The sequence below is a fragment of the Candidatus Nanohalovita haloferacivicina genome (assembly GCF_029232205.1).
GTDB classification, from domain to species: domain Archaea; phylum Nanohalarchaeota; class Nanosalinia; order Nanosalinales; family Nanosalinaceae; genus Nanohalovita; species Nanohalovita haloferacivicina.
Map to the genome: position 1 here is coordinate 614,891 of NZ_CP107255.1, position 21,480 is coordinate 636,370.

Here is a 21,480-nt window from a genome sequence, read left to right on the forward strand (position 1 = left end):
TTATCTTTACAGATGGAGGGGTAAAGTCGATGATCTATCATGAGAACAAGACAGGACGAACTTCGCAGAGAGGTACGGAAGAAGCTTTTACTGGCTTCGTTAGGTGTAACTAGAGCCCTGTCCAGTATTGATTACAATATCCCTTCAAAATGGCTTTCTGTTATTGATAGTGTGACTGTTTCTTCTGAGACTGCTCACGCTCGTCTTTCTATGCTTGACGAAGAGGTTCAGAGAGAGTACATTGAGAAGGAAGAAATGATTGAGAGAAGGCTTGGTAAAAGAAAGTTTTACGATGACGAAGAGATCGATGAGATCCGCGAACAGATTAAAAATACAGAGTTAAGGCCTTAGAAACCCAGGTTCTGCATTATGTCTTGCATATTTCCTCTTTTCAGTGATTTCTTGTCGAACTTGTCCATCATGTTCTTTGTCTGGCGGTAGTGTTTGAGGAGGTCGCGTACTTCTCTCTCCGTTTTTCCTGATCCATTGGCTATTCTTTCTATTCGGCCTCTTTTGATGACTGAAGGATCTTTCTTTTCTTCGTCGGTCATTGAGTCCATGATTGTTGAGTAGCTCTGTATCTTTCCTTCTGTCAGATTGGAGATGTTGTCAGGGATCTGATTTCCTCCAATTGGTAGTTGCTGGAACATTTCCTCCATCATTCCTGTGTCCGTTACTTGGGCCATTTGTTCCTGGAAGTCTTCAAGTGTGAAGTCTCCTTCGAGGAGGGCCTCGGGATCGGTATCCATCTCCTCGATTTTTTCCAGTAGAGATTCGAGGTCTGGCTGGCCGATCATCTGGGAGACAAACTCTACAGGGTCGTATGGTTCGAGATCCTGCATCTGTTCTCCTGTACCGACGAACTTGACCTGAGCACCAGAGTGTTCACATGCTACAAGTGCTCCACCACCTTTAGCTGATGAATCCATCTTCGTAACGATGACTCCTGTGATTCCGACTGCATCATCGAACTGTTCAGCCTGGTCTCTTGCTGACTGACCGATATCCGCGGGCATAACCAGGTATTTTTCATCCGGTTGCAAGGCCTTTTCCATTTCGGAAAGTTCTTCGCTTAATTCGGCGTTCAGGGAGTTTCGCCCGGCAGAATCGACGATAAGCACATCGACATCGAGGGCCTTTTTCCCGGCCTTGACTACTTTGACAGGATCTTCTGCGTCTTTCTCTCCATAGAATTCTACGTCTACGTCTTCTGCTATCTGTTTTAGCTGGTCGTATGCTGCCGGTCTGTCGGTGTCTGCTGCGATTACTCCAACTTTAAGGCCTCTTTTACGGTAGAAATCCGCTATTTTTCCTGTTGTGGTGGTCTTTCCTGCTCCATAGAGGCCTGCTAGTAGTATTGTTTGTGGCTCGATTTCTATCTCGGCTTCGTCGCCGAGTAGGTCTTCTAGCTGGTTGTATACTATTTCGAGTACGTGTTCTTTTCTTGTGAGGCCTGATGGCACTTCGTCTTCCAGTGCTTTTTCTCTGATGTCGTCGCTGATGTCTGATACGAGGGATACGTCGACGTCGGCCTGGATTAGATCTCTCTGTATGTCTTTGACTAGTTCTTCTACTGCTTCTTTGTCCGCTACACTTTTGCGGGAGAACTTCTGTACTGATTCCTTGATCCTGTCAAACATGTTTTGGAATTAGCTGCGAAAGATTAAATTACTGGGCCTGTTTTACTGGAATGCAAGTTAGTGTGGTTCTCCGATGTTCCAGTATTTGTATAGTAGCATTGCGAGGGCTGTGGCGAGGAGTGCGGTGCCGAGGCCGTATTTTATTGAGATGTTGATTGTTTGGCCTTTGAGTATGAGGTAGGTGGTTCCTGCTAGGAGGGCTGTTATGGCGAGCATTGGTGGGTTGATGAAGTAGCCGATGAAGTCCCATATTTTGCTGTAGTCGGTGAATCTGTACAGTATCCAGGCTGTGGCGAAGATTACGAATACTGCGGAGGCGGTGTCTGTTTTTTGGTAGGCTAGGTATCCTGTGGTTGCTGCTATAAGTGCGATGAGGGTGTATCCCAGTGTTTTGTTGTTGGCCACTGAGAAGGTTTTCTGGTTTAAAGGAATAAAAGTTTTTCAGGTCATACTTGTGTTACGATGGATTTTCCGATAAGAAGAGTTGGTGATAGGAATATGCATTATTTTGAGTCAGATGAAGACTCTTCTATCCAGCTTGTTTTCCTTCCAAGTGGTTTTAATCCAGAATTATGGAGACACCAGCTCAAGTATTTTTCCAGAGAGTTCAAGACTATTGCATTCAGGCCTACTGCCAGCAGGAGAAATCTTGAGGGAGAGGTTGATTGTTTAGAGGAAATTCTTGAACAGGATGGGATTAACAACGCGATTATTGTCTCCCATCATCTTGGAAACAGTATTGCTCAGAGCATGGAGTATAACGAGAATGTTGTAGGCCTTGTTTCAACTGGCAGCCGTGATAGGTTCAGTAAGAAGCCGCCTAGAATGGTTTATCGGTTTTTGAAGAAGCTGGGTTGCGGTGAGCCGAAGCTTGTTAAGAAGCTCTTGTTCTCTGATTTTGCGAAGTATGAGGTTGTTAAGGAGTTTGTAAATGATATTGAAATGCCGGAGTACGATGTTTTTGAGCAGTATTACCGTAATTATAGTGTTGAAAGACCTGTGAAGCATTCGATGGTTGTTCATGCTTCGGAGGATCGTTTTTCTGATATTGATTTTATTCGTTCTTTGAAGCCTGGGCCTCAGATCAGTATTATTCAGGATGCTGGTACTTTCAGTTTTTATGAGAAGCCCGGCGACTTTAACAAGGCTCTTCATGACTTTTTGAGGCAGTTGGAGGAGTTTGTGGATGAGCGCGAGCTTGCTGAAGCCAAGAGTAAGAACAGGTCTTTGAAGGATTTCAGTGGTCGAAAAGCTATGAAGAGAAAGATAAAAGTTGAGCAGTGAATTAGTTTTTGAGGTGTATTTTTGAATGATTGCAGGCCTGATTTTGAAGGATACTCCCGGCGTTGAATGTGGGCTGGCTTTTCTTGATGATGAGCTGGAGACTTTCAGCGTTGAGAGCAATGATGAAATAATTGAATTAATCGATGAGAAAAACCCTGATATTCTTGCTGTTGATATCAGCGATGAGACAAGTTTGAAGGAGTTTAACAAGGGTGAGAGCGATGCTCGTGAGTCAGGCCATATTTTTACGCCTGTTTCTCATGAAGGTGAGAAGGTTAAGCGTTTTGAGGCCTTGAAGGCGGGTTGTCGTCAGGCTCTTGGCCAGGATTGTCCTGAGTTTATCCGTTTTGAGCCTCAGATTACTGCTGATGAGCTGGCGGTTCACGACGATGATGGCCTGAGGTCTTTCGGCGTTGATACCGATGGTATTCATTCTGCTGATGAGTTTGATGCCGTTCTTGGCGCTATTACTGCTCGTTTCTATCAGCAGAATCAGTTTGAGGACATGGGTATTGTGGTTCCTCAGAACTTTGATGCTGACGGCGAATCAGAGGATTCGGAAAAAGCTTAAAAGAGTTTTATGAGCATTGAGTAGATACAGGTAATTGTTATGGGTATGGAAAAATTTTACAGGACGGTGCGCAGGAAGTTTGGCCTGAACAAGGAACAGATGAAAAACGAGCTTAAACAGGAAGTAACACATGAGCTACGGGCCGAATTTGATGAAGAGATTTCCTACATCGAGGCCGAGATGAAGGAGTACGAGCAGCTTGTTGCTGAAGTTAATCACCTGCTTTCAGTTATGCGCAAGCAGAGGATTAAGGAAGGTTCCAACAGTAAAGGCCGTCAGATCAGAATGGATGATGTTGGAGACGACATGGCACCTCTGAAGTCCAAGCTTCAGGAACTGGAGAAGTCTATGGAAGATAGGCTTGAAAGGCAGAAAGCCCTTCAATAGGAAAATAACCACATTTTTCTTTCAAATTAAAAATTGTGAGGTTAGAGGCCTCTTTCTTTACTCGAGGATTTCCTCTACGAATTCTTCTTTATCGAACTCCCTGATATCTTCATAGCCCTGGCCTGTGCCAAGGAATGCTACCGGTTTACCTGATCTCTCGCTTATCGAGATAATTGCTCCGCCGTTTTCATCTACATCCATCTTTGTAACAATAACTGCGTCGAACATGTCTTCATAGGCCTCTGCCTGTTCAAGTACGTCGTTTCCTGCGAGTGCGTCTACGACCAGGAATGTGATGTCTGGTTCGTTGACTCTTATCATTTTGTCCAGTTCGTTCATCAGGTTCTGGTCCGCGTGGCTTCTTCCCGCAGTATCGACCAGTGCTACTTTGCCTTCATTTTTGGCGTGTTCAACAGTGTCATATCCTACTGCAGCTGGATCTGACTCGTACTCGTGGCTGATTACCTTGACGTCGAGGTTTTCTCCGTGCTCTTCCAACTGTTCGATGGATGCTGCTCTGAATGTGTCGCCGGCGCCCATTACTACTCCTCGATCTTTGAGTTTTGAGGCCATTTTTGCCACACTTGTTGTCTTTCCAGAGCCGTTAAACCCTATGAAGAATACTACAGGAGGTTCATCTGCTTCATCAAGTTTTTCTTCAAAGTTGAAGCTGTCATCAAGCAGTTCAAGGAGTACTTCTTCGACTGCGTTGTCTACTGTTTCCTGTACTTTTCCTCGGCCGACTTCCTGGCCCAGAAGCTTTTCTCGGAGTTCTTCTTCTATGGCCTCTGCTGCCTCCAGAGATACATTGCTTTGGAGCAGTTTCAGTCTGAGCTCTTCAAGTAGTGGGTTGAGTGTGTCTTCGTCTAGTTCTTTTTCCGCTACCTTGCTCTTTACGCTGGATGAGAAGTCTTTTACTGAGTCCTTGAACTTTTCTAGCATAATAAGTTCTAGTTGTTATCCAAAGAATAAAATTAGGTTGGAAATTCTGTGAGTAATAGAAATGAGAAAGGATATGTGAGGAAGATTTATTCTTCCTGCTGGGCCTGTTGCTGCTGTTGCTGAAGCTGCATCTGGATCTGCTGGAGCTGCTGTTGAACCTGCTGTAGGTTCTGTTCTAGCTGGCTCTGAGTTTCTTCCAGATTGTCCTGTTTCTCTTCAAGTGCTTCGACTGCGCCTTCACGGTCTTTTTCCTGGTGTGTTCCACCGCCGATGTTGACCATTACTTTTTCTGTGTCTTTGAGTTCGGCCTTCACGTAGGCTGCTTCTCCTACAGGTGCAAGGATTTCGCTTCCTTCTTCTGCGTCTTCAAGGCCTTTTACTCCTTCGATGCTCTGTTTGATTTCCTCTGTCTTTTCTTCTACTTCTTCCATGTAGTCCTGGATTTGCTCCATCTGTTGCTGTAGCTGCTGGTACTTCTGCATCTGTTCTTGTTGGTTTGACATAGTATCTCTTTACTCCTGTTCGGAAACGTCTTCAATTGTGATTTTTGATCTTGGGATAGAATGTTCGCTGCCGAGTTCTGCGTAAAGCTTCTCTTCAGCGTGGTTCTCGGACTCTGCATCGACTTCTCTCTCAAAGCCGTGGGTGCTTCGTCCCAGATTAATTTCTCCTGAAAATGTGTATACAGTCATACAAAAGGTAGAAACCGACGAACTTTTTAAACCTAATATTGTGCAGTAGATTTCCTATCACATACCAGGTAACTCCAGTACCTTTTAGTAAAGGCCTGAATTTTTTACTGTTATGAGGCCTGAGGTATTTTCAGAGCGTTCTAAAATTTTTTGTCTTTCGGCCTCTGTCCTGGCATGTTTTACTTTGTTTTTGGGCTTTTATGGTGTTTCGGAGCCAAATATTTCTTTTCAATCTCCGGATGATGGCCTGAGTTCTTCAGGAAGTACCGTGGGTTCTCTTGAGTCGGTGTCTTCAGATTCTGTAGAGCTTGAGAAAGGTCTTCGGGCGTATTACAGGTTTGATGATGCAGAGAATTCTGCAGGGTATTATTTCTCGGATAAGGCTGGTGGCGGTTTTGAGGCCGAGTTCGGGGATTCTAGTAGAGGCCTTATTGATTTTGATACTTCTGGTTACTGGAGGCCTGGAAGAGTTGGGGATTATTCTTTACGTTTTAATGAGTCGAGGGATACGGAGGTTACTTTCGGTTTGAGTAGTGAGAGCAGGGATTCTCTGAATTCTGGTTCTTTTGCTGTTAGTTACTGGTTGAAGCCTGAGTCGACAACAGCCCGTCGTTGGGCTAATTATATGATGTTTTCTGGGTCTTCTTCCAGGGTTGAGATAATGGATCCTAGTGTTGATTGGGGCGGTATTGAGACGCTTGCAGTTTTCTGGGAGAAGAGTGATGGTTCTGAGGTACGTGTTAATTCCACCTCAGATGCTACGGAGCTGGATCCTGGCGAGTGGAATAATGTTCTGTTTCAGTACGATGGCCAGGAGTTTGAGTTGTGGATTAACGGGGAGCTTGCAGAATCTAATAGTGTTTCAACTAGTTTAGAACCTGTTGATAGTCCTTTGGTGGCTTCAGGAGATAATATTACCTGGGGCCTTGACAATCTTGCTATCTACAATCGGAGTTTTTCCGGAAAAGAGGTCAGGGCCTTGAGCAACTTGACAGATAATTTCAGGAAGACTGATGAGTGGCGTTTTGAGGCTGGTTCTGGTTCTAAAGTGTATAACAGCGCTAATCTTGACAGGAAAGGTGTTCTGGATGCTGATTCTGTTGTTCTGGACAATAATACCAATATTTCAGTTAATGGTTCTGTTCTTGATACGGGCCAGAACTTTACTATTTCTTTCTGGCTGAAGTCGGAGTATAACGAGGTGAATGTTCTTTCAGGCCTTGATAGCGGTGTTTTCGTGGATATTGATGATGGTTTAAGCTGCGGTACTTATTCTGGGGCCGATATTGACAGTGTCGGTGGTACGAGGTTTTTCGAGAATAAGTGGAATCATGTCTCTCTGGTTCGTGATGACAGCGAGTTTACCTGCACGGTTAACGGAGAACGGTTGGGAAGCATGCAGTCCGCTGATATCAGTTCTGAGGCCTTTGTATTTGGTGGAAATATCAGTGGTTCGAGGAGTTTCAACATAGATGAGCTTAGATTGTATAATAGAAGTCTGACAGCATCGAATGTGGAGAGCCTGGGGTTTCGGTAGTTAGAGGCCTTTGATTTTGTCAAGTACTTTGAATTTTCTGTGGAATGCGTGCATTTCTTCTCGGGCTATTTCTCCGTATCCGAGGTAGCTTTCTACGTTGCTCAGTGATTTGATCGTGTTCATGTCTATTTCTTCGCTGTCTTGTTTGAGGGCCTGAAGTTTTTCGTTGAGCTCTTCTACTCTTTCATCGTCGTCGACTGCTTCTTTTATCCTGATCATTTCGTTGGCGGCCTGTCCCAGTCTTTTATCCCATTTTTCGAGGTCCTGTGTTAGATTATTCTGTAGTTCTGATGCGAAGCTGTTCAGTTTCTGAATGTTTTCTTCCTCTACTTTAACCGTTGTCTCGCCGTTCTTTCTTTCTACTGTGAGCAGGCCTTCGTTGGCGAGTTCTTTCATCCAGTTGCGGCCTCTCTGCCTGTTTACACCGATTGAATTGCATAATTCTTCTAGTTGTGCTGGTGATTCTTTGAAGGCCTTTCTGAAGAATGTGCTTACTCCGGGATCTGTCAGGAGTTTTTCTTTTCTGCTCACAGGTAGTTTTTAACTTGTCTCGATTTAAATGAATTTCATGGTATTTGTCTTCCTGTCTCACGCCCTGACTTTCGGAATGCTTTTCGTGGCCTCGCTTTTTGACCTGGATACTACTGATGTTCCTGATGTTTTCTGTGCCACAGCAGTCCTCGGAGGTTTAGGCCTTCATTTCTTGGCGTCGAGGCCTCTTCAGATCGGTATTATATCGGGTTTTGTTTCTGAGAATGGTTTTCTGGCACTGGCCTCGCTGGAAGGAATCGGTGCTTTGATGGCTGGCATTGGCGATCCCCTGGCTTATTCTATTGGTGTTGGCCTTATTTTCTCTGTTATTGGCTGGGGTGCTTACTTGAGAGGTATGTGGGGCGGTGCTGATGCATTTGCTATGAGTGCTCTTGGTTTTGGCGCTCCTTTCGTCGGCTCAGCTACGTTAATCGATCCCCTGAATCTTTTCGTGAATATTACACTAGCTGGATTTATCTACATCATGGTTTATACCCTGTACAGGAGTTTTCAGCACCCTGAGGTTTGGAGAAAGTCTTATAATCGTATAATTGAAGATAGAATGCGTATAGGCCTTGAGTTGGCTGCTCTAGCTGTTTTCTCTATTATTGCTTTCCGGGCTGGTATGCCTGTTGTGCCTTTTTCGAGTCTTCTGGGTTTCATGATCTTCCTCACTCGTTTCCTTGAGGTTGTTCAGGATGAGGCCTTTTACCGTGTTGTTGATGCCGATGATCTGGAGGTTGGAGAGGTTGCTGCTCCAGGTCAGGGATTTGGAGATAAGATTGTCGGCTTGACTGAAGAAGATATAGAGAATTTTGAGGGAGAAGAGCTTGAGGTCCGGGAAGGAGTTCCTTTCATGCCGGTCTTTGTCCTGGCCCTTGTCTTGACCGATGTCTTCGGTGCTGGCTTCCTTCTTTTCTCAGCGGTTTTCTGAGATATCTTTGTAGGCCTTCTTGATTTCTCTTTCCAGGACGTGAGCTTCTTCCTCGATTTCTGCGTAGTTGAACCATGTTATCCACATTACGAGAACTAGTGCTGTGAGACCCCATTTCCAGAGGAATCCGTGGATTACTCCGAAGGATATTATTCCTGCTTCTGCGAGGTATATTGTGGATACTACTCTGACGATGTTTGCCAGGTAGATGAGGATTATTCCACCGAATACGTATTTGAGGTGGTTTCTGAATTTTGCTGATCCTGCGAATACGAGGCCTGTGAACATGGCCATTGATTTCCATCCCAGGCAGTCCTGTGTTATGTAGTATCGGGCTTTTTCGCTGATGAGGTATATTCCCTCTTGTTGGAGGTTGAGGCCTATTGTGGATAGTACTGCGTCGACCTGTTGGGCGAGCGCGATCTGTAGTGTGGTTGTATCCGGGTAGATGTTGAGTATGAGGTGGAATACTGCTCCTGCGGCCAGGAGTTTTATCATGAATAGAAGTGTCTTGTTGAGTTTTTCCTGGCGTTCTGTTAGGTCTGCTGTGGTGAACACGTTATCTTGACTCGCGGTATTCATCTATTACTTTTCGGAAGTTTTTAGCTTTAGGAAATTCTTCGACAACCGCGTATCTTTCGAGTTCTACGGCCTCAACTTCTTCTACATGTCTTATATTGAATCCTCGGGCCTCCAGTTTCTCTTTGAGTTCTTCTGATCTTGTGAGGGATTTGTCCGGTACCTGGTCTGTTCTGTGGGTTACTATCTCTATGAGTTCTCCGCCGTTTGAAAGTTTTTTCAGGGCCTTTTTGTATTGTTCTTCTCGTATCTCTGTTTTTTCCAGTTTTTCTTCAAGTTCCTGTATTCTGGAGTTTTTCTTTTTGAGTTTGGCCTCTCTTTTGGTTATTTCTTGTTCTTTGAGGACTTCCTGCCGGTCTTCTTCCTTTATTTTGTCAACTTTGCCGCGGAGTCTGTCGTTTTCGGCCTCCATTTCTCCCATTTCCGATTTGAGTTCGTTTACCTGTTCTTCCAGATTCTGGATTTTGGCCTCCATTCTCTCCTTTTCCGGATCCACTTCTTCTTTTTCAGGCCTTGATTCCTCCACGTTTATTTTCTGTGGTTCCTGTTCCTGTTCTTCTTTGTTTTCCTGGTTTTGTTGTCGTATTGGCTGGTTTGAGAAGTATCTGTCGGCTATTACTGTTTTTTCTTCTTCGAGTTCGTTGGAGAATTTCTCTATTTTTCTTATTTCTCTCTGCATGTTGTTGTAGGCGTTGATTGCTGAGGCCGCTGCGTCTATTTCGTGCGAGTTTTCTCCGTGGCCCAGTTCTTTCTTTTTGTCTTGTTCCAGGTCTCTGTCTGGTACGTATGTTTCTGCTCCGAGCGATGATGCTATTTTGTCTACTTTGGAGGGCATTTTGGCTTTGTCGGAGGTGACTACTATGGGTTTACCTGTCTCTATTATTTTTTCGATTATCTGGCTTGGCGGGAAGTTTTTGGATGAGTGTAGAAGTTTTATTTCGCCTTGTAGGTTGATGGCTGCTACTGCGGATGTGCTTCCGGGATCTATTCCTATTATCAGTGGTTTTTTACTCATAGCTCTGTGAGATCATTTTGCGGATGGATTCGGCTTTTTTATCGCCTATGCCTTCGACTTGTTTAAGTTCTTCTTCCGAAGCGGTAAATATTTTCTGTATGGATTCGAATTCTTTGAGAAGTCTTTCCGCGATTTTTGTGTTGACTCCGGGTAGGCCTGCTACTACGAACTGCATTCTTTCTTTCCGGCTTTTTCCTTCGCTGGTTCCTCTTACTGCTACGTCTTTTTCTTTGTCTTCCTGTTCTCTGCGGGCCATTGATTCCAGCATTTCTGCCGTGTCTTTTTCGTTTTCTGTCCACACAATTGGCATTCCGTAGTCGAGTGCTACTGAGGCCATTGCTCCTCTGATTGCGTCTGGGTCGACGTCTCTGTGGTTGTAGAGGTTGCGGCCTTCGATTACTATCATTGGGTTAGCGAACTGTTGGAGTTCCTGTATCTGGTCGAATAGTCTCTGGTCGATCATTGAGTCGACGAAGTCTTCGGCCTTTTTTCTTTCTATGGCCGTATCCTCAGATATGAGGAAGTCTGCTACATCCAGTCTCTGTTTGTCGACTTCAATATTTTTTCTGGAGAGTTCCTTGGCTATCGAGTTTTCTCTGTCGTCCGCTATCACTTTTACGTTATCCGTGTCTTCTTCATCGTCATCGAGTTTGGTTACTTTGGATTCATCATTATAGTTCTGCAGTGTCTGCTGTTCCTGGCCCAGATCCTCGTTTTTAAGTTGCTGGAGGACTTTGTTCATGTTTTTCTTTTTGTGATGTGCGCTCCAGTAGTATCCTTCATCTCGAGTGTTTTCTGCGATGAGTACGTGGACTTCTCCTGATTCCTGGCGGCCTGTTCTTCCTGCTCTCTGTATGCTTCTGATTGCGGAGGGTACTGGTTCGTAGAAGATTACCTTGTCGACTGCTGGTATGTCGAGGCCTTCTTCTCCGATGCTTGTTGAGACTACTGCGTTGTATTTGCCGGCTTCGAATTCTTCCAGTGTTTCTATTTGCTGTGTCTGGCTCATTCCTTCGTCGCCTTGCTGGCCGATGAATTTTGTTGCGTTGTGGCCTTCTTCACTCAGTCTTTCTACTATTTTTTCGGTGGAGTTTCTGTATTCTGTGAAGATCAGTGCTTTTTCGTCTTTTCCGAGGTCTTCTAGCATGTTGACAAGTTTTTCGACTTTTGGGTGTTCTTCCTCTTTTTTCATGAGGTACTCTACCATGGCCTTGGCTTTCTGGAAGTCGTCGTCGGCGAGTGCTCTTCCTGCGGCCTTGGAGTCGTCGTTTTCGAGGCCTTTGATGTATTCGTAGCACTGTGATACGCCCTGTGTTTCGAGGAGTTCTATTGCCTGTGATATTTTGAGGGCTGTTGCTACGTGGCTGATTGCTGCGTATAGTTCTGAGTCATCGCTTTGTGATAGTTTGGAGCTGATTTTTCCTCTGAGGTTGAGAAGGTCTGTTTTCCGGACGTTGCTGATGGAGGAGATCTGGCCCATGTTCTTGAGTTTTTTGAGTTGTGTTCTGTATGCGTCCTCCATCTTGTTTTTTGCGTTTTCGAATCTGTTGTTGAGTTCGACTTTGGTCCAGTTGACTTCTTTTTCTTGTATGTATGGTTCTACGTCCGGGTCGTCTTCTGTGCGGACTTCGAAGTTGTTGATTTCCAGGTTTTCTGCTACATCCATGATTTTTTCTTTGCTTCCTCCTGGAGATGCTGTTAGTGCAAGTCTCTGGCACCGCATTTTTTCGCTGATGAAGTTGTATGAGTAGTCTCCTGTTGCTCTGTGAGCCTCGTCGAATATTACGAGTGAGAAGTCTTCTACTGGTACTTCGTTTGCGATCAGATCATTTTCCACTACCTGTGGTGTTCCGAAGAAGATGTTTTTTTCTTTCCAGAGTTCGTATCTTTTGTCTGGTCTTGTGCTTCCTGTCATTACCTGCATGTCGACTTCTGGTAGTTGGATGAGGTCTTTGAATGTGGATAGGTGTTGTTCTACTAGTGGTCTTGTTGGGGCCATGAAGAGGACTTTGCCTTCCTGGAGTTTCATGGATGCTACCATTGCGGCGATTACTGTTTTTCCGAGGCCTGTGGGTAGGACGACTAGTGTGTTTCTGTCTTTGGCGGAGGCCGCGATTACTTCTTGGTATGTTCTGGATTCGAGTTTTTCCTGGTTTAGAAGTTTCACAGTTGGTTATTGGACCTGAAATTATAAACCGGTTTGTCTATTCGAAGCTGACTTCGCTTCCGCCTGAGTCTGCTGTTGTTTCGAATCCTTGGAACAGTTTGAATAGGATTTGTACTGCGAGGAAGAATACTGCTGCGCCTCTTAGTGTGTCGGGTGTTACCCCCAGGTCTGTTTTGACGAATATTACTGTGATGTAGGCGAGTGTGTATACGATTCCGGAGGATGAGACGATGAATGCGATTGTGTCGGGCCATTTGTGGTAGAAGTCCATGTAGCCGACTATTGCTCCGATTCCGATGAGCGAGTATGCGGCTTTTTCTTCTCCAGCTGATAGGTTGGAGTTGATGAGTAGGTTGGCGCCTGTTGTGATCCAGATGATTGCGTTTCCTACTGCTGTGTTCCATCCGAGTTCTTCGTGTGTGAATCTTCCGAAGTAGAGTTCGATCACTATTCCGCCTATAATGATTGGCAGGAGTGTTGGCAGAAGTTCTGGCTGTCTGATAGGTGTGTAGATGAATGTTTCTAGAGCTACCTGTAGTGATGTTCCTCCTGTTATTGCCATTTTGGTGATCAGTCCTCGAATGCGTCTGGTGTTCCTCCTGCGTGCCAGGATTTTCTTGGTCTCATCTGTACTGGGTAGACTCTTTCGGAGTTGTCGTCCAGTATTAGGCCTGTTCCGGCTCTGTCAGGTAGTGCATCGATGTAGTGTTTCAGGTCGTGGCGCATGTATGTCTGCATGATTTCGCCTAATGCATCGATGTCCTGTTTTGCTGTCAGTCTGTGTGATAGAAGTACATCGCACTGGGAAAGTGCGTTTGGGTGAAGTTTTGCTGGTTGCTGGGTTGCAAGCACAAGCGATACACCTGGCTCTCTACCGATCTTCACCCATCTCAGAAGTGTGTCAGTGGCCGGAGTCTTGCCTTTGTTCGGTACAAACTCGTGGGCTTCGTCAATCATCATCCATACGATAGGCATTTCGTTGGAATCAAGGCCTTGCATTTCGTCGAGTTCTTCCATTCTTCTTGCGGCCATTCTCTGTCTTAGTATTTTTTCTCCGAGCAGTCCTACGATGAGGCCTCTTACCAGTTCGTCGTACATTGATACATCGACTACCGACATTTCTCCTCTTGTCGTGAACTGATCGAGCGAGGATTCGTCTCCGAATACTCCCCATTCTTCTGCTGTCATGAACCTGTTTTCGAGGGCCTTGACTGTTGATTCGTTGAAATCGAATTTTTTGATTGCCTTATTTATGTCGTCAAGATCGTAGTTTCGGCCTAGTTTGTCCTGTAGTTTTGAGATTGCTCTTTCAAGTAGGATGCCCATTTCTGAGTTCATTTCGATGTCGAATGCCATAGCCCAGTCTTGGGCTGAGAGTTCTGCTGGGTCGATTGTGAATGTGTTGTCGTATGGCATGTCTTTTTTGTCGAATTCGTCTCTTCTTCCTTCTGGAATGTATATTTTGGCGTCGAAGGCCTCTGGTTTGGTGTCCCATTCTTCTAGCATGCCTGCTGCTCTGTCGTTTGGTCTTTTCATTGACCAGTAGATTCCCATTGAGTCGATAACTATCGTAGAAAGGTTGTCTGATACGTCTGTTGTCTGTAGTTCTTCTGCAATGGTTCCCATGGAGTAGGATTTACCTGTTCCTCTTTTACCGAAGATTCCCATGACGTGGGGCTTTGCCAGATCGAAGTATATTGTATTGGCTTTGTGTGCTTCCTCGTTTTCCCCTACTAGGTGTTTACCGATAACTCCTGTTCCTTTGAGGCCGTGTTTCTCTCTGTCCTCCTCATTTCTTCCTACACTGATCTTCGGCATATCTGTCTTTACCGCAGGCTTGAATATAAAATATGGTTAGAATGTGAGGGCGTAGAGCACTAGGGTGAGGCCCATAAAGATCAGCCATGTGAATCCTGTCCACCGGAGTATAAATGCTCCGTCAAGTTCTTCTCCTGGTAGGCCTTCGTAGTCGAACGGTAGTAGGAAGAAGAAGCTGGTTACTGCATACATTCTTGAGATTATGTTCCACCCAAGGCCTCCTGTGATTGCTGCCCCTATTATCAGTGAGAGTATTCCGCAGGAGTAGAGCCAGTATTTTCTTTTCATCCATGTTGAGTCTGTGGATTTACCCCATTGTTCGTATTTTTCGGATTCTGCTTCGTTCCATAGTGGGAAGAGCAGTATGATTGGCAGTTGTGTGATTACTGCGAGGAATGCCCCCATTATTGAAGTCATTGCTCCGCTGATAGAGATATTGTTGTCTACGTATGCGTCCATCCACTGTGCGCAGGTTCTGAATCCGAACTCTCTTGTTAGAAGTACTGCTATTGAGAGCCCTGTGTAGTATATAAGGCCTCGGGGTGTGAGTTCCTGGAAGAATGCTGCGAATGATGCTCCGAATACTATTGATGCTACCAGAAAATTCTTTACATCTTCTTCGTCAGGAACGTAGCTTGAGGTCATCTTTATCGAAAAATTTTGTGTTCGAAATTAAATAAGGCCGTTGTTAAATCTTCATTTCCATGCACATTTCCGCGACAGAATAGTTCTCCGAGTCACGAAGGATTTCCGGGTACTGCTGAATGTCATCGATATGAAGGCCTGTTTCCCCGTTTTCGTATGCTTCTCTGACATCTTCCCATGGTACCATGTACGCTTTTCTGGCTCGGCCTCTACCTCTTTTGAGTTCGACTGCGAGAAATCCTGTTCTTCCAGATCTGTCCACGAAGTCGGATATTCTTTCTACCTGGTGGCCTCCGTTGCTCTGTGAGAAGTGCTGTGAGAAGTAAAGTTTGTTGGTTGAGGAGGTCTTCACCGATTTGTTTTCGATCGCCAGGTAAAACATGTCATGCTCTGAATCCACCAGTACATCACATAGCTGGCTGGAGAATCGGTGCTGTTTCTTTCGGTGAGCTATTCCATTTAGTTCTTCCTCATCGAAAAACTGGTTGAAAGAATTCACTAAGGCCCTTTCAAAGTCTGTCATAAGGAAATATGGGGGATGGTTGAATAAAAATCATTCTCAATTTTGCTGAGATCTCCTTAAAACCCTTATTTGAATGCTAGAGCTTGAACTTCCTCTTTTGGAAGACTGCGATTATAGATCCTTAGCTCATCAGCTTTTCCTTCTAGATTTTCGCCCATAATTAATTTTCCAGAGGAATTAGAGTCCATTCCAACCTGCTTTGAGGATCTTTCTTGGCCTCCGATATACAGTTTTTGAGTTGAGCCATTGAAGTTTAAAGATACGTGCCGCCATGAGGCCCCAATCTCTGCGGTTGTTATGCTTTTTCCAACAGAACCAACAACTACTTCGTCATCAATACCTAGATAATAGTCTCCTTCATTTACAGAGGCAACAGTACCTACAGGATAGCGAACTAGAACAATACCAGAACCTCCGTCACCACCGAGGCCTCCACCATCACTTCCTCCGCCGCCACCTCCACCAGTGTTCGACATGCCGTCATATCCATTGTTATGCGTCTTGTCGCCTCCACCTTCACCACCGCCTCCTAATCCGCCTAGGCCTCCATAACCAGAACCATCTCCACCTGTATTTGCTCCTCCGCCACCTCCACCGGCGAAATATCCTTCGTCTCCGTATCTCATACCGAACTCTTCAGAGAAGTTTAGGCCTTTACCACCGTCTCCACCGTCGGTAGGATTAGTTATTACGATAGTCTCGCCCTGCTCTCCTGCTCCGCCTCCTCCAGCACCAAAGTCTCCGTTAGTGGTAGGTACGTCTCCACCATCGCTGCCTGAGCCTCTTGAAGTAATATCTTGCTGGGTTGAGTTTCCTCCTAAACCATTATCGTTGCCTGCTCCACCGCCAGATCCGCCGCTAAGACCATCTGAACCATCATCAGATCCTCTACCACCGCCTCCGCCTCCGATAGCTTTTACATCTTTAAAGCTCGAGTTTTCGCCGTTATTGCCGAAAGATGGCGTAGTTGTTCCTCCACTACCTCCATCTCCAACTTTAACGGTGTAGGCGCCTGAATTTAGACTATAATTATTCAGATATACGAGGCCTCCTGCTCCACCTCCTCCTGAGCCTCCATTATTATTTCCAGTATTTGAGGATCCTCCTCCGCCACCACCTGCAACTATAAGGGCGTCTACGTCTAATTCTCCACCAGTGACATTTAGAGAAGATTCTCCTACGTTTGTAAATGCATGAACCTTGTAGAGAATTCCATTATCCTTGACATAATACTTATCTTCGCCTCCTATCACGTCAATGGAATCTTGATCAGATTTTACCCAGGAAGAAATAGTTACTTTACTATCAACGCTGGTAAGACCGAATTTCTTTATATTGCCGCTATCTAAACCCACAGAATAGCTATCTAGAACTCCTCTTCTATTCATGTCTGAAGTATCATAAGCTGTTTTCCTATCACCTTCCTCAAATCTCCATCTGCCAATTAGTCTATCATTAACCTGTTTGCCATTGTATAGAGCCCTAACTTCAGAAGTAGAAAGGGCCTTTGAGTATATTCTGGCGTCATCTATCTTACCGTTGAAATAACCAGTTGTTCCTTCCTTATCAGCGCCTATTGTAACATCTGCATCAAAAGCTTCAAGGTTTCTATTTGTGGTTTCTGAACCTACTTGATCGCCGTTAACATACAACTTCCTGGTTCCTGTCTTCTCTGAATATGTTAATGCGACGTGAACCCATTCATTATCTGGAATACTTGTTGCCGAGCCACAGTCATCCCCTCCATCTCCAATGCACCCATATAATCCTCCAGATTTGGTAGCAATGAACCAGAAAAAGTTCCCTTCTCTCTTAGATATAATCTTATCATATGTTCCTGAGATAGAACTCTGTTTTATCCAGGCCGAAAGTGTCAGCTCTTCCGTCAAATTTAACGAATTAGAACCTGAGAGATCAACATAATCATTATCTCCGTCAAACTTCAAAGAGTAATCTCCTACTTTGCCTTCTTTCCAACCGCTCGAAGCATTGAAATCGAAATTTTTGAGTTCTCCAGTTTTCCCGCCATAAAATGTTCCAAGATGCGAATTCTGAGAGTAGTCCTTTATTGCAGGCCTGTTTAGCGGTGTATCCCTGACCCAGCCACTGCCCATTTCCAGCTGATTATTCTCAAATCCTCGAGGAGTTCCACTATTACCATTTGCAGAATCATCTGTGAGACAGGCATTAGAAGCAGCAATATCACATCTTTTCGGGCCCTCATTGAAGTTTTGATAAAATATAAGATTTTCGCGTGAAACAGTCTTTTCTTTGTAAAGTTTCTGAACTTCTAGTTCGGTTAAATTAGTTTTATAGACTCTAACGTCATCCACCTTCCCATCAATATTTCCATCAAGGCCTGTTCCTATGGAGGAATTGCTTAAAGAGTTCATCCATGTATCATCGCCATCTGGATCTACAGTATAATCTTTTTGGCCATTAAGATATACTGTGTAGTTGTCTCCATTCCAAACATAACCTATGTGGTACCAAGTTCCTGTTGATATACTACTGCCTTCTTCCGAAGTCCTGACACCGTCCGTAGCAATCTTCACATTTCCACTCGGACTAGCACCTATCTGTTCGTTTTCGCCTTCTTCATCTGTCCATTCGAAAAACGCGGTATACTCATTTTGGAAAGAATCAAACTTAACCCATCCAAAAACAGATCTGGATTCATTTGCTGGATCAGAAATTTGAGATAGTGGATCTTCTAAAGAGATGTAGTCATCTTGCCCATCAAAATCCAGGCTGTAACCTCTAGAAACCTTGGGATCGTCAAATCGCCAGTATCCTTGTAGGCCATCTTGGAGATTTGCTTGGCTGGATTGAACCTCTTTATCTCCTGTAGTACTTAGTGCTGGGGTCGGACCTGACAGTTCTCCATTATCAAGATATTTTAGTGAATTAGAGGTAGATGAAAGCATAGAAATTGAAGCTACCATTAAAACAACAGCAAGAAGAGCCGCACTTTTTTCCGCTGATAAATTTCCTAGAAAATCAAGAGCACTCACTGCTTTCGTCCCTCTCGTATGACCATTTCCTTTCCATTAATTTTTACCGGTGTTCTTTGATTCCTTCTTAATGGATATATTTTCTTGGGCATAACACCATGTTATTCTTCTCTATGGCAAAATACTGCTAACTGAAGCTCAGGCCTTCTACTTCTAATTCGGTCAGGCTTCTGTTGTAGATTCTGAGCTCGTCAATTCCTCCCTGGAATACTGTGATGTTTTCTTCCAGCGTGCCTCCTAGTATAGGGGGCAAGGTGTCTGCAGCTTTCTGAGATATCAGTTCTTTATGCTGCATTTCGCCGTTTCTGTGTAGTTTGATATTTTGCCCTGCTTTTCTTGTTGCTGTAAAGTGTGTCCAGCGGGTTAGCGGGGCATCTACATGAGCGGTAACTGTTTTATTAGCTGTACGGTATCTGTAGATAAGTTTTCCATCTTCGGTCCATATGTTAAGGCCTTCAGTTTTTTCTGGAGAGGCCTCTGTTTTTGTGTATGGGCCTGCGTATTTTCCTGGTGTTCTCTGTGCGCCCCATACAAAGTAGGTGCTGTTGTCTTTTCTATTGAAGAACTGGTATCCTCTGTCTTCCTGAACTGCTTCTAGAGTGCAGGAGTAGTATTGCCAGTAAGTTTTCAGGTTGAAGAGGCACATGTTTCCGTCGTCGAGGCCGAGTCGGAAGTCATCTCCTCCCGTCCTACTTTTGGCCCATACACTTGCGGTGTAGGTCTTGCCTATTTCTGTATCTAGATGCTGTATTCTGCCGGTTTTGCTGTCGCATCCAGTACCGTAGCTTACTTTGATGCTTTGCGCAGTGTTTGAACCATCAGGCGCGGTAAAACCGTTGTTTGTTTCTCCCCATCCACAGTAGCCATTCCAGTAAGAGGATTTGCTGGTGTTTTGAGAGTAGCTTAGAGAGTTATAGCTTGACTGCGATAGAATTGAGGTAGGCCTTTCTGTTTCAGGTTTTATCCATGCTGATATACTGTAGTTTTTGCTGTAGTCTGCTCCGTAGGTCTGTATTTTGTTGTAGGCCTCTCCAAAGTTTACTCCTTTACTGTCCAGTATTCCTTCTTTACCTGCTGTTGCTGTATCGTAGACTTTTCCTAGTTCTCCGGAGTCAAAGCTCCATTGAGCTGTTAGGCCGTCCGTAACTTGTTCGCCGCGGTAAAGTCTCTGCTCTTCGGAGGCCGATAGCGTTTTGGAGTAGAATCTGACATCGTCTATTTTTCCTGTGAAGTTTGTGTTTACTCCTCCATATGTGTCAGTTATCGCTCCAATATGCGGTTCCCCATAGTTTGGTTTTTCGCACATTACACCTCCGCCGTTATACGCTACCTCTGTGGCCTTCTTCTCCCCGTTCACATACACGGTGTCAGGCATTGATGTGTTGTAGGCTCCTGTTACACTGACCTGATACCATTCTCCTGGTGTGAAAGAGTGGTCAACGGTAACCCGTAGATCATTATCGCAGCTGGCCTCTCTTCCCCAGGTAATGTTGCTTTGAGTGCCTTCTATGTAGAAGTACTTTGAGGAAGAAGACATATCGTAGAGAGTGCTCTCCCAATCAGATTTTTCAGGCTTGAACCAGAGCGATATCGAAAAATTATCTTTATCTATAAGGTCGGGGACCGCCACATAATCGTTGGCTCCGTCAAAATCGTAGCTGTTTCCGTATTTTCCTTCACTAGGTATAGGGCCTTCTGTTATATCATCAATTTGAACCCAGTGTCCTACCGTGTCATCATTGTAGAAGTAAATGTTTGTGTCGGCCTCTGTTTTATCTATCGTAGTAGTGTATGTTTTCCACTCGCTATGGAATTCATGTTGGCTCGTGCCAGGCCCTGACGAAATACTTGTAGATCCATTGTATACAATCAGTTTGCAGCCATATCCTCTGCAGGCATACTGTATTTCTGTTCCCTGTACAGCGTCATAATCGAAGTCTGACATTTTAGCGCATGCCAGGCCGTCTCCACCGGTAGAGTTCATCAGGTAGGAATAGTCGCTTTTGTAGCCTTCTTCAACAATTCTCGAACTTGGTTCTCCTCCGCAGTTCGTCTGCCATCCATCACTATTGTTGTCTTCCCAGCCTTCAAAGAATCCTCCGCTGATCAGGCCTTCTCTGTTGTTGAAGATCAAGCTTTGTTCATATCCCTTGACGTGATTTTCGAACTTCAACCTTTCGACAGGTCCCTTTGAATTCCAGCCACTGCCCGTGTTGAAGCTATTATCATCAAAATTACGAGGCGTCCCAGCGTTACCTCTGCCGGAGTCGTCAGTTATACAGGAGTTATTTGACGTCAGATCACAGCTCTGTGGGCCTTTGAAGAGGTAGCTAAGAACTAAATTTTCTCTTGGTGCGGGCTTGTCTGAGAATAGGGTCTTGGCTTCTTTCTGTGTTATTGACCTGTTATAGATCTTTATGTTCTGTATTTGGCCCTGGAAGTTTTTGCTATTGCCTTCATTCACCTGTGCACCTATGCCGAATTCATAGCTGTATCCAGAGTTTAGATTTCCCTGTTCAACCAGTTTGCCGTCGACAAAGAGTTTTCCATTATCTGTTCTAAGTACTGCGATTATATGATGCCACTCAGTAGGATTTGATAGAGTATGGTTCAACGGCGGCGGATTTGTATCGCCGTAGTCATTCCTGCTGAAAGCTCTGACTTCTCCATCGACATACTTTATCCCTGATCCCCATCCGTTCCAGTGATTGGTTCCTTTATCCATCCTTCCTGCAATAGCTGATTCTTGAATCTCTTGAGTTGGTTTTATCCAAACTGAAATAGTCACAGGATTATTGCAGTTATTTCTGCAGTCATCTGAAGGATATTCTTCTACATTGGCCTCTATGTAATCATCTGTTCCATCAAATTCTATACTATTGCCTGAGGAAATATCAAGAGTGTCAAAGCGATAATAAGCCTCTAGTCCCTCCTTTAGTGCAGAACTACTAGCGGTTTGAGATAACGGATTTGAAGATGCGGAAAGTCCGGATCTGTTTTCATCAGATAGTGAGGCGGAAAAACTATTTTGCTTCTGTAAGGTGTCGAAACCTGCTGAGAATGCTACTATGAGCGTTACCGCTGCGATGAGAATCCTGGCATCATACGGAGTAATAATATTCAAAGAATGCATAACAGGTTACCTTGGGATTTTGTTGCTAGGAATTTAATATTATCTTAAAGCCCACAGTGCAACTAATT

21 protein-coding genes are annotated in these 21,480 nt (G+C 44.6%); 6 read left to right on the forward strand and 15 right to left on the reverse strand.

What is annotated here, in order from left to right; all coding sequences use genetic code 11:
* The first annotated feature begins 39 nt into the window (after positions 1–39).
* Entirely contained in the window at positions 40–351 is a 312-nt protein-coding gene (locus tag HBNXNv_RS03410; protein WP_347720283.1) for a hypothetical protein, read from the forward strand.
* Here HBNXNv_RS03410 and HBNXNv_RS03415 read toward each other — a convergent pair.
* Together HBNXNv_RS03415 and HBNXNv_RS03420 are read right to left on the reverse strand one after the other, a co-directional pair.
* Positions 348–1,640, reverse strand: coding sequence for a signal recognition particle receptor subunit alpha (locus tag HBNXNv_RS03415; RefSeq protein WP_347720284.1), 1,293 nt, complete (start codon positions 1,638–1,640; stop codon positions 348–350). The two genes, HBNXNv_RS03410 and HBNXNv_RS03415, sit on opposite strands and share 4 nt — an antisense overlap.
* 57 nt (positions 1,641–1,697) lie before the next feature.
* A complete protein-coding gene (locus HBNXNv_RS03420) occupies positions 1,698–2,045 on the reverse strand; it encodes a hypothetical protein (protein ID WP_347720285.1) in 348 nt (115 codons plus the stop codon).
* A 93-nt stretch (positions 2,046–2,138) separates the two neighbouring features.
* On the opposite strand from HBNXNv_RS03420, the gene HBNXNv_RS03425 reads away from it, so the two are divergent.
* From HBNXNv_RS03425 to HBNXNv_RS03435, 3 genes are read left to right on the forward strand one after another with little or no spacing between them, the layout of a single operon-like run.
* Positions 2,139–2,924 (forward strand): alpha/beta fold hydrolase, encoded by a 786-nt coding sequence (locus HBNXNv_RS03425; RefSeq protein ID WP_347720286.1) that lies wholly within the window; start codon positions 2,139–2,141, stop codon positions 2,922–2,924.
* Between the two features lie 25 nt (positions 2,925–2,949).
* The gene (locus HBNXNv_RS03430) at positions 2,950–3,495 is read left to right on the forward strand and encodes a hypothetical protein (RefSeq protein WP_347720287.1); all 546 of its coding nucleotides are present in this window, start codon (positions 2,950–2,952) and stop codon (positions 3,493–3,495) included.
* A gap of 39 nt (positions 3,496–3,534) precedes the next feature.
* Positions 3,535–3,882, forward strand: coding sequence for a hypothetical protein (locus tag HBNXNv_RS03435; RefSeq protein ID WP_347720288.1), 348 nt, complete (start codon positions 3,535–3,537; stop codon positions 3,880–3,882).
* Positions 3,883–3,939: 57 nt separating this feature from the next.
* Here the strand turns inward: HBNXNv_RS03435 and ftsY are convergent, their stop codons facing one another.
* The 3 genes from ftsY to rpl18a all read right to left on the reverse strand — a co-directional run bounded on the left by ftsY (position 3,940) and on the right by rpl18a (position 5,516).
* Positions 3,940–4,824, reverse strand: a complete 885-nt coding sequence (gene ftsY / locus HBNXNv_RS03440; protein ID WP_347720289.1) for a signal recognition particle-docking protein FtsY — start codon at positions 4,822–4,824, stop codon at positions 3,940–3,942.
* 86 nt (positions 4,825–4,910) lie between these two features.
* Positions 4,911–5,327: a prefoldin subunit alpha gene (gene pfdA / locus HBNXNv_RS03445; RefSeq protein ID WP_347720290.1), complete on the reverse strand. Its 417-nt coding sequence runs from the start codon at positions 5,325–5,327 to the stop codon at positions 4,911–4,913.
* 9 nt (positions 5,328–5,336) lie between these two features.
* On the reverse strand, positions 5,337–5,516 hold the full coding sequence (rpl18a, locus tag HBNXNv_RS03450; RefSeq protein WP_347720291.1) for a 50S ribosomal protein L18Ae: 180 nt from the start codon (positions 5,514–5,516) through the stop codon (positions 5,337–5,339).
* A 268-nt stretch (positions 5,517–5,784) separates the two neighbouring features.
* On the opposite strand from rpl18a, the gene HBNXNv_RS03455 reads away from it, so the two are divergent.
* Positions 5,785–7,053 carry a LamG domain-containing protein gene (locus HBNXNv_RS03455; protein ID WP_347720292.1) on the forward strand — a complete coding sequence of 423 codons (1,269 nt, stop codon included), beginning with the start codon at positions 5,785–5,787 and terminating at the stop codon, positions 7,051–7,053.
* Here the strand turns inward: HBNXNv_RS03455 and HBNXNv_RS03460 are convergent, their stop codons facing one another.
* Complete coding sequence (locus HBNXNv_RS03460; RefSeq protein WP_347720293.1) at positions 7,054–7,584, reverse strand: hypothetical protein; 531 nt, start codon at positions 7,582–7,584, stop codon at positions 7,054–7,056.
* A 37-nt stretch (positions 7,585–7,621) separates the two neighbouring features.
* Between HBNXNv_RS03460 and HBNXNv_RS03465 the strand changes: the two genes are divergently transcribed.
* Positions 7,622–8,518 carry a hypothetical protein gene (locus tag HBNXNv_RS03465; protein ID WP_347720294.1) on the forward strand — a complete coding sequence of 299 codons (897 nt, stop codon included), beginning with the start codon at positions 7,622–7,624 and terminating at the stop codon, positions 8,516–8,518.
* Here the strand turns inward: HBNXNv_RS03465 and HBNXNv_RS03470 are convergent.
* The 9 genes from HBNXNv_RS03470 to HBNXNv_RS03510 form a co-directional block, all read right to left on the reverse strand.
* Positions 8,504–9,100, reverse strand: coding sequence for an exosortase/archaeosortase family protein (locus HBNXNv_RS03470; RefSeq protein ID WP_347720295.1), 597 nt, complete (start codon positions 9,098–9,100; stop codon positions 8,504–8,506). The two genes, HBNXNv_RS03465 and HBNXNv_RS03470, sit on opposite strands and share 15 nt — an antisense overlap.
* Positions 9,078–10,112, reverse strand: a complete 1,035-nt coding sequence (locus HBNXNv_RS03475) for a DUF460 domain-containing protein (RefSeq protein WP_347720296.1) — start codon at positions 10,110–10,112, stop codon at positions 9,078–9,080. The genes HBNXNv_RS03470 and HBNXNv_RS03475 overlap by 23 nt, the downstream gene beginning before the upstream one ends.
* Positions 10,105–12,279 carry a DEAD/DEAH box helicase gene (locus tag HBNXNv_RS03480; RefSeq protein WP_347720297.1) on the reverse strand — a complete coding sequence of 725 codons (2,175 nt, stop codon included), beginning with the start codon at positions 12,277–12,279 and terminating at the stop codon, positions 10,105–10,107. Before HBNXNv_RS03480 ends, HBNXNv_RS03475 begins: the two co-directional genes overlap by 8 nt.
* A 37-nt stretch (positions 12,280–12,316) precedes the next feature.
* On the reverse strand, positions 12,317–12,841 hold the full coding sequence (locus HBNXNv_RS03485) for a hypothetical protein (protein ID WP_347720298.1): 525 nt from the start codon (positions 12,839–12,841) through the stop codon (positions 12,317–12,319).
* Between the two features lie 8 nt (positions 12,842–12,849).
* Positions 12,850–14,097 (reverse strand): ATP-binding protein, encoded by a 1,248-nt coding sequence (locus tag HBNXNv_RS03490; protein ID WP_347720299.1) that lies wholly within the window; start codon positions 14,095–14,097, stop codon positions 12,850–12,852.
* 36 nt (positions 14,098–14,133) lie between these two features.
* Positions 14,134–14,742, reverse strand: coding sequence for a hypothetical protein (locus HBNXNv_RS03495; RefSeq protein ID WP_347720300.1), 609 nt, complete (start codon positions 14,740–14,742; stop codon positions 14,134–14,136).
* 43 nt (positions 14,743–14,785) lie between these two features.
* Positions 14,786–15,265, reverse strand: a complete 480-nt coding sequence (locus tag HBNXNv_RS03500; RefSeq protein ID WP_347720301.1) for a PDDEXK family nuclease — start codon at positions 15,263–15,265, stop codon at positions 14,786–14,788.
* Between the two features lie 65 nt (positions 15,266–15,330).
* Positions 15,331–18,210: a LamG domain-containing protein gene (locus tag HBNXNv_RS03505; RefSeq protein ID WP_347720302.1), complete on the reverse strand. Its 2,880-nt coding sequence runs from the start codon at positions 18,208–18,210 to the stop codon at positions 15,331–15,333.
* A gap of 196 nt (positions 18,211–18,406) precedes the next feature.
* Entirely contained in the window at positions 18,407–21,412 is a 3,006-nt protein-coding gene (locus HBNXNv_RS03510) for a LamG domain-containing protein (protein WP_347720303.1), read from the reverse strand.
* Between the last annotated feature and the right edge of the window lie 68 nt (positions 21,413–21,480).

What these genes read in the sequence shown, in the direction of transcription:
- HBNXNv_RS03410 (WP_347720283.1), top strand. Translation starts at nt 40, where the DNA reads ATGAGAACAAGACAGGACGAACTTCGCAGAGAGGTACGGAAGAAGCTT.
- HBNXNv_RS03415 (WP_347720284.1), bottom strand. Translation starts at nt 1,640, where the DNA reads ATGTTTGACAGGATCAAGGAATCAGTACAGAAGTTCTCCCGCAAAAGT.
- HBNXNv_RS03425 (WP_347720286.1), top strand. Translation starts at nt 2,139, where the DNA reads ATGCATTATTTTGAGTCAGATGAAGACTCTTCTATCCAGCTTGTTTTC.
- HBNXNv_RS03430 (WP_347720287.1), top strand. Translation starts at nt 2,950, where the DNA reads ATGATTGCAGGCCTGATTTTGAAGGATACTCCCGGCGTTGAATGTGGG.
- HBNXNv_RS03435 (WP_347720288.1), top strand. Translation starts at nt 3,535, where the DNA reads ATGGGTATGGAAAAATTTTACAGGACGGTGCGCAGGAAGTTTGGCCTG.
- ftsY (WP_347720289.1), bottom strand. Translation starts at nt 4,824, where the DNA reads ATGCTAGAAAAGTTCAAGGACTCAGTAAAAGACTTCTCATCCAGCGTA.
- pfdA (WP_347720290.1), bottom strand. Translation starts at nt 5,327, where the DNA reads ATGTCAAACCAACAAGAACAGATGCAGAAGTACCAGCAGCTACAGCAA.
- rpl18a (WP_347720291.1), bottom strand. Translation starts at nt 5,516, where the DNA reads ATGACTGTATACACATTTTCAGGAGAAATTAATCTGGGACGAAGCACC.
- HBNXNv_RS03465 (WP_347720294.1), top strand. Translation starts at nt 7,622, where the DNA reads ATGGTATTTGTCTTCCTGTCTCACGCCCTGACTTTCGGAATGCTTTTC.
- HBNXNv_RS03470 (WP_347720295.1), bottom strand. Translation starts at nt 9,100, where the DNA reads ATGAATACCGCGAGTCAAGATAACGTGTTCACCACAGCAGACCTAACA.
- HBNXNv_RS03475 (WP_347720296.1), bottom strand. Translation starts at nt 10,112, where the DNA reads ATGAGTAAAAAACCACTGATAATAGGAATAGATCCCGGAAGCACATCC.
- HBNXNv_RS03485 (WP_347720298.1), bottom strand. Translation starts at nt 12,841, where the DNA reads ATGGCAATAACAGGAGGAACATCACTACAGGTAGCTCTAGAAACATTC.
- HBNXNv_RS03490 (WP_347720299.1), bottom strand. Translation starts at nt 14,097, where the DNA reads ATGCCGAAGATCAGTGTAGGAAGAAATGAGGAGGACAGAGAGAAACAC.
- HBNXNv_RS03495 (WP_347720300.1), bottom strand. Translation starts at nt 14,742, where the DNA reads ATGACCTCAAGCTACGTTCCTGACGAAGAAGATGTAAAGAATTTTCTG.
- HBNXNv_RS03500 (WP_347720301.1), bottom strand. Translation starts at nt 15,265, where the DNA reads ATGACAGACTTTGAAAGGGCCTTAGTGAATTCTTTCAACCAGTTTTTC.
- HBNXNv_RS03505 (WP_347720302.1), bottom strand. Translation starts at nt 18,210, where the DNA reads ATGGTAGCTTCAATTTCTATGCTTTCATCTACCTCTAATTCACTAAAA.
- HBNXNv_RS03510 (WP_347720303.1), bottom strand. Translation starts at nt 21,412, where the DNA reads ATGCATTCTTTGAATATTATTACTCCGTATGATGCCAGGATTCTCATC.